Source organism: Pseudomonas sichuanensis (genome assembly GCF_003231305.1).
GTDB classification, from domain to species: Bacteria; Pseudomonadota; Gammaproteobacteria; order Pseudomonadales; family Pseudomonadaceae; genus Aquipseudomonas; species Aquipseudomonas sichuanensis.
Map to the genome: position 1 here is coordinate 1 of NZ_QKVM01000150.1, position 409 is coordinate 409.

1 pseudogene is annotated in these 409 nt (G+C 62.3%); it reads left to right on the plus strand.

Features of this window, described 5'->3' with window-relative positions:
* Nucleotides 1-409 (plus strand): annotated as a pseudogene (locus DM373_RS28495) (acetolactate synthase large subunit); the annotation flags it as partial.

A 409-nucleotide genomic window follows, 5' to 3' on the forward strand; every position in this document is an offset into this window, starting at 1 on the left:
CCCGCTGGCCGAGCACGTGGCCATCGAAGCTGCCGTCGAGAAACTGAAGAACGCCCGTAACCCGATCCTGGTGATCGGCGCCGGCGCCAACCGCAAGATGACCGCCAAGGTTCTCAAGCAACTGATCGACAAGACCGGCATCCCGTTCATCACCACCCAGATGGGTAAAGGCGTGGTCGACGAGCGTCACCCACGCTTCCTGGGTAACGCCGCGCTGTCCTCCGGCGATTTCGTGCACCGCGCCGTCGAAGCCGCCGACCTGATCGTCAACATCGGCCACGACGTGATCGAGAAACCACCGTTCTTCATGGTGCGTGGTGGTACCGAAGTGATCCACGTGAGCTTCCGCTCCGCCGAAGTGGACGCCGTGTACTTCCCGCAGGTTGAAGTGATCGGCGACATCGCCAAC